7 protein-coding genes are annotated in these 7,150 nt (G+C 73.1%); 4 read left to right on the forward strand and 3 right to left on the reverse strand.

What is annotated here, in order from left to right:
- The 4 genes from ACTHNQ_RS04345 to ACTHNQ_RS04360 form a co-directional block, all read left to right on the forward strand.
- Positions 1-199 (forward strand): ABC transporter ATP-binding protein (locus tag ACTHNQ_RS04345; protein WP_440331413.1); only part of this gene is annotated, 199 nt, incomplete at its 5' end.
- Positions 196-1,368 (forward strand): ROK family protein, encoded by a 1,173-nt coding sequence (locus ACTHNQ_RS04350; RefSeq protein ID WP_440331415.1) that lies wholly within the window; start codon positions 196-198, stop codon positions 1,366-1,368. The genes ACTHNQ_RS04345 and ACTHNQ_RS04350, both read left to right, overlap by 4 nt.
- 56 nt (positions 1,369-1,424) lie before the next feature.
- Positions 1,425-2,684, forward strand: coding sequence for a 6-phospho-beta-glucosidase (locus tag ACTHNQ_RS04355; protein ID WP_440331417.1), 1,260 nt, complete (start codon positions 1,425-1,427; stop codon positions 2,682-2,684).
- A complete protein-coding gene (locus ACTHNQ_RS04360; RefSeq protein ID WP_440331419.1) occupies positions 2,672-3,646 on the forward strand; it encodes an N-acetylglucosamine kinase in 975 nt (324 codons plus the stop codon). Before ACTHNQ_RS04355 ends, ACTHNQ_RS04360 begins: the two co-directional genes overlap by 13 nt.
- A gap of 92 nt (positions 3,647-3,738) precedes the next feature.
- Here ACTHNQ_RS04360 and ACTHNQ_RS04365 read toward each other — a convergent pair whose 3' ends face one another.
- From ACTHNQ_RS04365 to ACTHNQ_RS04375, 3 genes are all read right to left on the reverse strand, one after another.
- On the reverse strand, positions 3,739-4,590 hold the full coding sequence (locus ACTHNQ_RS04365) for an energy-coupling factor transporter transmembrane component T (protein ID WP_440331421.1): 852 nt from the start codon (positions 4,588-4,590) through the stop codon (positions 3,739-3,741).
- A complete protein-coding gene (locus ACTHNQ_RS04370; protein ID WP_440331422.1) occupies positions 4,587-6,323 on the reverse strand; it encodes an ABC transporter ATP-binding protein in 1,737 nt (578 codons plus the stop codon). The genes ACTHNQ_RS04365 and ACTHNQ_RS04370 overlap by 4 nt, the downstream gene beginning before the upstream one ends.
- Before the next feature lie 74 nt (positions 6,324-6,397).
- Positions 6,398-6,949 (reverse strand): ECF transporter S component, encoded by a 552-nt coding sequence (locus ACTHNQ_RS04375; RefSeq protein WP_440331424.1) that lies wholly within the window; start codon positions 6,947-6,949, stop codon positions 6,398-6,400.
- Between the last annotated feature and the right edge of the window lie 201 nt (positions 6,950-7,150).

The following is a 7,150-nucleotide window of genomic DNA, read 5'->3' on the forward strand; positions in this document are numbered from 1 at the left end:
GGCCACCGCCCGCCACTTCTCCGACGAGATCCTCGTGATGTACCACGGCGACATCGTCGAACGCGGCCCCGCCGACCAGGTCATCCTGCACCCCCAGCACGACTACACCCGCACCCTCCTCGGCGCCGCACCCGACCCCGACCGGATCGGTATGCTGCGCGACGAAGTGCGCGCCGCCGTGACGAAGGAGAACGCGTGACCACCATCGATCCCGGAACCCCGACCTGGCTGCGAGCCCACAACGACCGCACCGCGTTCCGCCTCCTCCTCGAGCACGGACCGCTGAGCCGTTCACGGCTCGGCAAGCTGTCGGGCCTGTCGAAGCCGACCGCCGGTCAGATGATCCAGCGCCTCGAGCGCGTCGGACTGATCCAGGCGATGGGCGAGACCTCCGAATCCCGGGGGCCGAACGCGATCGTCTACGGCGTGCGTCAAGACAGCATGACCGGTGTCGCCGTTAGCATCCTCGCCGACGCCATCGAGGCCGTCGTGACCGATCCGACCGACGCGGAGCATCCCATCGTCGTCCTGCCCGTCGACGGTCTCGAGCGGTCGCCGGAGGCCGATGTGACGGCGGCCATCGATGCGGCGTGCCGGGCGGCGGGCGTCCCCAGGGAATCGGTGAGCGTCGTCGTCGTGGGCGTGCAGGCGGCCGTCGACGCGGATGCCGACGAGGTCAGCCTGACCGACACCCTCCCCGGCTGGCCGCTGGCCGGCGCCCGGGCGCGCATCGAGGATGCGACGCGGACGACGGTGTTCCTCGAGAACGACGTCAATCTGGCCACCATCGCGGAGCGCAACCACGGCGCCGCCGCCGAGGCCGAGAGCTTCGCCTACCTCTGGATGGGCTGGGGCGTCGGCGTCGGCGTGGACGTCGCCGGGATCGTGCAGCGCGGCGCCTCCGGCAGTGCCGGTGAGATCGGCTACCTGTCGGTGCCGCGCGCGGCGCTCGCATTCGCCCCCGAGGCGAACGACTTCACCGACCTACTCGGCCCGCAGGGCGTGATCCCGCTGCTCGGCGGCGACGCCGGCGAGACCGTCGAGGCCGCGCTGACGCGTCTGCCGGGGCATCCGGAACTCCTCGCTGCCCTCGCCGACCGCGTGTCGGTGGCCGTGAGGCTCATCGAGGCGCTGCTCGATCCCGGCCTCGTGGTGCTGGGCGGGCAGACCGGCATCGCCGGCGGCACGGAGCTCGCCGAGCTCGTGCAGGAGCGCCTGGACCGGGAACGACCCGAGGAGCGCCGCACGCGGCGGGTGCTCGTGGTGCGCACCAGCGGTGTGCCGACGCACTCCATCCTGCGCGGCGCGCGCAGCCTGCTGACCGACCACATCCGCACCCGCCTCGAAGAGGCGATCGCGGCCGCCTGACCGGCGTGCCGCGCTGAAACACACACCCCGTCGAACGGGATCTAGAGGAGGAACCGATGAAGCTCGCGATCGTAGGGGGCGGGTCGACGTATACGCCGGAGCTCATCGACGGGTTAGCGCGGATGCGCGAAGTGCTGCCGTTGGATGAGATCGCGCTGGTGGACCCGGACGAATCGCGGCTGGCGCTGGTGGGCGGGATGGCGCGGCGGATGCTGTCACGCGCGGGACACCCGGCGACGGTGCTGACGACGACCGATCTGGTCGCGGGGGTGGCCGACGCCGACGCAGTGCTGATGCAGCTGCGGGTCGGCGGGCAGGACGCCCGGCACTCGGACGAGACGTGGCCGCACGAGGTGCACTGCATCGGGCAGGAGACGACCGGCCCCGGCGGCCTCGCCAAGGCGCTCCGGACGGTGCCGGTGGTGCTGCGCATCGCCGACGCGGTGCGGGAGCACGCGAAGCCGGACGCGTGGATCGTGGACTTCACGAACCCGGTCGGGATCGTCACGCGCGCGCTGCTGTCGGAGGGGCACCGGGCGGTCGGCCTGTGCAACGTCGCGATCGGGCTCCAGCGGCGCTTCGCCGGGATGTTCGGCGTGGACCCCGCCCGGGTGTCGCTGGGTCATGTGGGGTTGAACCACCTCACGTGGGAGCGGTCGGTGACGGTGGACGGGGTGGACCGGCTCCCCGGTCTGCTCACCGACGGCCTCGCGGATCTCGCCGGCGACGTCCACCTCGCCCCGGAGCTGCTGACGGGCCTCGGGGTGGTGCCTTCCTATTACCTGCGGTACTACTACGCGCACGACGAGGTGCTGGCCGAGCAGCTCGCCGAGCCGTCGCGGGCGGAGGCGGTGCGGGCGATCGAGAACGAGCTTCTCGCCCTGTATGCCGACCCGGCCGTGGACGAGAAGCCCGAGGCGCTGGAGCGCCGCGGCGGCGCGTTCTACTCCGAGGCCGCCGTCGAGCTGCTCGCCGCGATGCGCGACGCCGACGCGCCCTCGCGCGTGGTGAACCTCCGCAACGACGGGACGCTGCCGTTCCTGCCCGACGATCATGTGATCGAGGTGCCCGCGACGTTCCGCGACGGGCGTTTCGTCGCCGACCCGGTCGCGCCGCTGGACGACGACATCCGTGGCCTCGTCGCCGCGGTCGCCGGTTACGAGCGACTGGCTCTCGACGCCGCGGTGCACGGAGGCCGTGATCGGGTGCTGCGCGCGATGCGCGCGCACCCGCTGGTGCTGCAGCACGATCGTGCCGAGAAGCTCACGGACCTGCTGCTGGCCGCGAACGGGAGATTCCTGCCGTGGGCGTCGTGACCGCGGGCCTCGCCGTCGGCGTGGACGGCGGCGGGACGAAGACGGATGCCGTCGCCCTCACGCTCGACGGGACGGTCGTCGGTCGCCGTCGCGGCCCGGGCAGCAGCCCGCACTTCGAGGGCCTCGCCGCGTCGGTCGACGTGGTCGACGACCTGGTGCGCGGGGTCGCCGGAGAGGCGCCCGTCGCGCAGGTGAATCTGTATCTGTCCGGTCTGGACCTCCCCGTCGAGATCGCACAGTACCGCGACGCGGTGGCGCCGTTCCCGTGGGCGTCGCGCAACGTCGTGGTCGACAACGACCTGTTCGCCCTGCTGCGGGCCGGCACCGAGGAGCCCGACGCGGTGGCGGTGGTGTGCGGCAGCGGCGTGAACGCCGTGGGCGTCCGCGCCGACGGCGAGACCGTGCGCTTCCCGTCGCTCGGCACGTTGTCCGGTGACTGGGGCGGCGGTTCGGGCCTCGGGCCCGAGGCGCTCTGGCACGCCGCGCGAGACGTCGACGGCCGCGGCCCCGCCACGACGCTCACAACGCTGCTGCTGGAGCGCCTGGGCGCGGCATCCATTCCGGCACTCATCGAGGAGCTGCACTTCGAGCGGCGTGCCTACAGCGACCTGATCGGCGTCACACCGGCGATCTTCGAGGCGGCGGCCGCCGGCGATGCCGTCGCCGGCATGCTGGTGGACCGGCAGGCGGACGAGATCGTGGCCTATGTGCGCGCGATCGTCACGCGCCTGGGCTTCGCCGATCGCGGCATCCCCGTCGTGCTCGGCGGCAGCATCCTCTCGGCAGGGCATGCGCGCCTGGACGACCGCATCGCCGCCGGCGTCGGCGAGGTCGCGCCGCACGCGCGGATCTCGCGACTCTCGGCACCGCCCCTGGTCGGTGCCGCGCTGGCCGCGCTCGCCCACGCGGGAGCGGCTCCGGCTGCGCTCGCCCGGGCGCGCGCCGCCCTGATCGACGCCTGATCCGCCCGACGGATGCCGCCGCCCCGCCCTCGCGGGGACCCGGGGGCGGCATCCTGCTCAGTCGGTTCAGTCGCCCGGCGGGCTGGAACGCGTCAGGCGAGACCCCACGCGAAGAACACGACGAGCAGCGCCGCCGAGACGACCCAGAACGCCGCGACGAACACGGTGTCGCGCACGCGCCACGGCACCAGATGCCGCTCGGTGCGGTCGGGGTGCGCGCCGAAGGCGCGCGCGTCCATGGCGAGCGCCACCCGCTCGGCGTGCCGGATCGCCCCGGCCAGCAACGGCACGATGTAGCCGAACCAGCGCGCGACGGCGGCGAACGGGCCGCGCCCGCCGTGGGCGCCTCGTACACGGTGCGCCTGGCGGATCACGTCGAGCTCGTACCCGAACCGGGGGACGAAGCGGAAGGCCGCCAGCGCCGTGTACCCGATCCGGTAGGGCACTCGCAGCTGCTGCACACTCGCGCGCACGAGGTCGGGACCGGTGGTCGACAGCCCGGCGATGAGCGTGAGGGCGACGATCGAGGCCAGCCGCAGACCCGTCGCGAAGCCGACCGCGAGCGCCCCGCCGTACAGCGTCCAGCCGCCGATCCGCCAGACGACGACCGTCTGATCCACGTGTGCGGGGTCGGTCCACAGCGCGAACCCGAACCCGATGACGAGGGCGCCGAGCGGCACCGCCAGCAGCAGCACCGCCGCGAGACGCCGGGTGAAGTTCACTCCCACCAGCAGCACCGCGTAGGCCAGCAGCAGGAACGCGGCCGGGGTGGCGGCATCCCTCACGAACACCAGCATCGCCATCGCCGGCAGCGGCGCCGCGAGCTTGGCCAGCGGATTCAGCGCGTACAGGAAGCGGAGAGGGGATGCCGCCGCCCGGCCCGCGTACGGATCCACCGGGCTGTGCACCGCCGTGGCCGCGGTGATGGGTCCCGCGTCGCTCATCCGGCACCGCCGGGAAGATCGGCGAGCCGCGTGACGCGCGCGAGGCCGGGATGCCGCTCCATGCCGCGCAGCGCGCGCCGCAGCGGTGGGGGACGCAGTCCGGCGCGCCGGATGAGGTCGTCGTCGGCGAACACGGCGGCGGTCGGCCCGTCGGCGAGCACGCGCCCGTCCGCGAGCACGACGGTGCGGTCCGCGTGGTCGGTGACCAGCTGCATGTCGTGTGTGACGACGACGATCGTGGTGCCCTCGGCGTTGAGCTCCGACAGCAGCGACAGCAGTTCGTCTGCGCGGGCGCGGTCCTGGCCGAAGGTCGGCTCGTCGAGCACGAGCACCGGCGCCCCGGCGACGAGCGCCGTGCCCACCGACAGGCGACGCTTCTGCCCGCCCGACAGCAGGAACGGGTGGCTCGCCGCCTTGTCGGTCAGCCCGAAGCGGGCGAGCAGCGCCTCGGTGCGAGCGCGCACCTCGTCGTCGGGAAGGTGCTGCAGCCGCAGCCCGTGGGCGATCTCGTCGAACACGGTGTGCGCGATGAACTGGTGCTCGGGGTTCTGGAACACGAATCCGATGCGTGCGCTGAGCGTCCGCGCGTCGGCGCGCGCGACATCCAGCCCGTCGACGCGCACCGTGCCCTTCGGCGGGGTGACGACCCCGGCCAATGCCTGGATGAGCGACGTCTTGCCCGCGCCATTGGCTCCCACGACGGCGACGAACGCCCCTCGCGGCACGTCGAGGTCGATGTCGTGCAGCACGTCGGTGCGGCCGCGGCGGAGGCTGAGGCCGCGAACGGCGATCAGCGGGTCGCCGGCATCCGAGATGGGTGCGACGGTCCGAATTGCGGATGCCGGCGCCCCGGCCGGATCCGTGGGCCCGGGCTCGGCCTCCAGGGCGGCGTGCAGCTCGTCGGGGGTCAGCGGCAGTGGGTCGAGCGCGAAGCCCGCGCGCCGCAGCCGCAGAGCCGCGAGCGCCGACACCGGCAGCCACACGCCCATGTCGTGCAGGTCGGCGGCGTGACCGCGCAGCACGTCGTCGACGCTGCCGTCGAAGGCGAGACGGCCGTCGTGGTCGAGCACCACGACGCGGTCCACGAAGCCGACGGCGGCGTCGAGGTTGTGCTCCACGAGCAGGATCGCTCGGTCGCCCGCGGCGACGAGTTCGGCGAGGGCCGCGTAGACGTCCTCGATGCCGGCGGGGTCGAGGTTGGCGGTCGGTTCGTCGAGCACGAGCAGCGGCGAGCCCATCGCGAGCGCACAGGCGATGGCCAGGCGCTGACGCCCGCCGCCCGACAGACGGTCGGGGTTCTCGGCGCGGCGCTCCCAGAGCCCGACGCGGCGCAGGGCCGCCTCGGCGCGGGAGAGCACCTCGGCCACCGGCATCCGCAGGTTCTCGGGCCCGAACGCCACCTCGTCGAGCAGGGTGCCGGTCACGAGCTGCGCGTCGGGGTCCTGGAAGACCATGCCCACCCGCGTGCTCAGCTCGGCGACAGGCGTGGTCTGCGTGTCGAACCCCTCGACCTCGACGGTGCCGGTGACGGTCGCAGGAACCGACTGCGGCAGCAGGCCGTTGAGCGCCAGGGTCAGCGTCGACTTGCCTGACCCGCTCGGCCCGAGCAGCAGCACGACCTCGCCCGGGGCGAGGTCGAACGACACCGAGGCCGGCGCCGGCGTGCGTTCGCCGTCGTGGGTCACGCCCAGCTCGCGCACCCGCAGCAGCGGCACGGCAGAGGGCACGGGCATCCGATCGTCGAAGCTAACTTAGCCTTCCCTAACTTACCCGCCGTCCGGTTGCCCGCCAATCGCCGGGCGCACGCTCAGCCCTGGCTGCGACGGGCGATGCCGGCACGGCGCAGGGCGCGGCCGATCGCGAGGCCCACGGCCGTCCACGCGACGGGGCCGACGACGAACAGCGCGACGTAGACGATCTGGCCCCACACGGGGAACCGTGTCACGTCGGCCGCGAACCAGATCGCCGCGGCGATGACCGCGCCGACGATCACCGCCGACAGGAAGAAGCGCCACGCGTCCCAGCGGCGGTAGCGCGACGTCGCCGCGATGAGCTCCTGCAGGCCGCCGATGAGCAGCGCGGTGCCGATGTAGCGCCCGATCCACAGCGGCACGACGGCGCTCGCCACCAGCGCCGCGATGAGGTGAGTGATGAGCGCGACCCACGGCCGGCGCAGCAGCTCCTGCGCCACCACGCCCGGTAGCACGTGCACCCCGAGGACGAGTCCGTAAAGGATGGGCGCGGTCGCCGAGACGGGTGCGCTCAGCGCCCCGGCGCCGGCCTGCAGGGCACCCGTGGCGACGCCGATCGCCGCGCAGGTGAGCAGAACGCTCGTCGAAAGTCGGGTTCGGGGGGCCACTTGCCCAGGGTACTCGGCGGAGGGCCGCCGTTTCTCACCGAGTCGTTATTTACTGTGCGACACCTGAGAGTTACGTTTGAGCCTGCTGCGCCCCGACGAAGTGGCGCAGCACTTCCGCACGGAGAAAGAAGGTCACCCCCTTGTACCGTCGAATCCTCACAGTCGCCGGCGTGCTGGCGCTGTCCGTCCCCGCCACTGCGG

Source organism: Microbacterium sp. (assembly GCF_051953575.1).
GTDB lineage: Bacteria > Actinomycetota > Actinomycetes > Actinomycetales > Microbacteriaceae > Microbacterium.

What these genes read in the sequence shown, in the direction of transcription:
- ACTHNQ_RS04355 (WP_440331417.1), top strand. Translation starts at nt 1,425, where the DNA reads ATGAAGCTCGCGATCGTAGGGGGCGGGTCGACGTATACGCCGGAGCTC.
- ACTHNQ_RS04365 (WP_440331421.1), bottom strand. Translation starts at nt 4,590, where the DNA reads ATGAGCGACGCGGGACCCATCACCGCGGCCACGGCGGTGCACAGCCCG.
- ACTHNQ_RS04370 (WP_440331422.1), bottom strand. Translation starts at nt 6,323, where the DNA reads ATGCCCGTGCCCTCTGCCGTGCCGCTGCTGCGGGTGCGCGAGCTGGGC.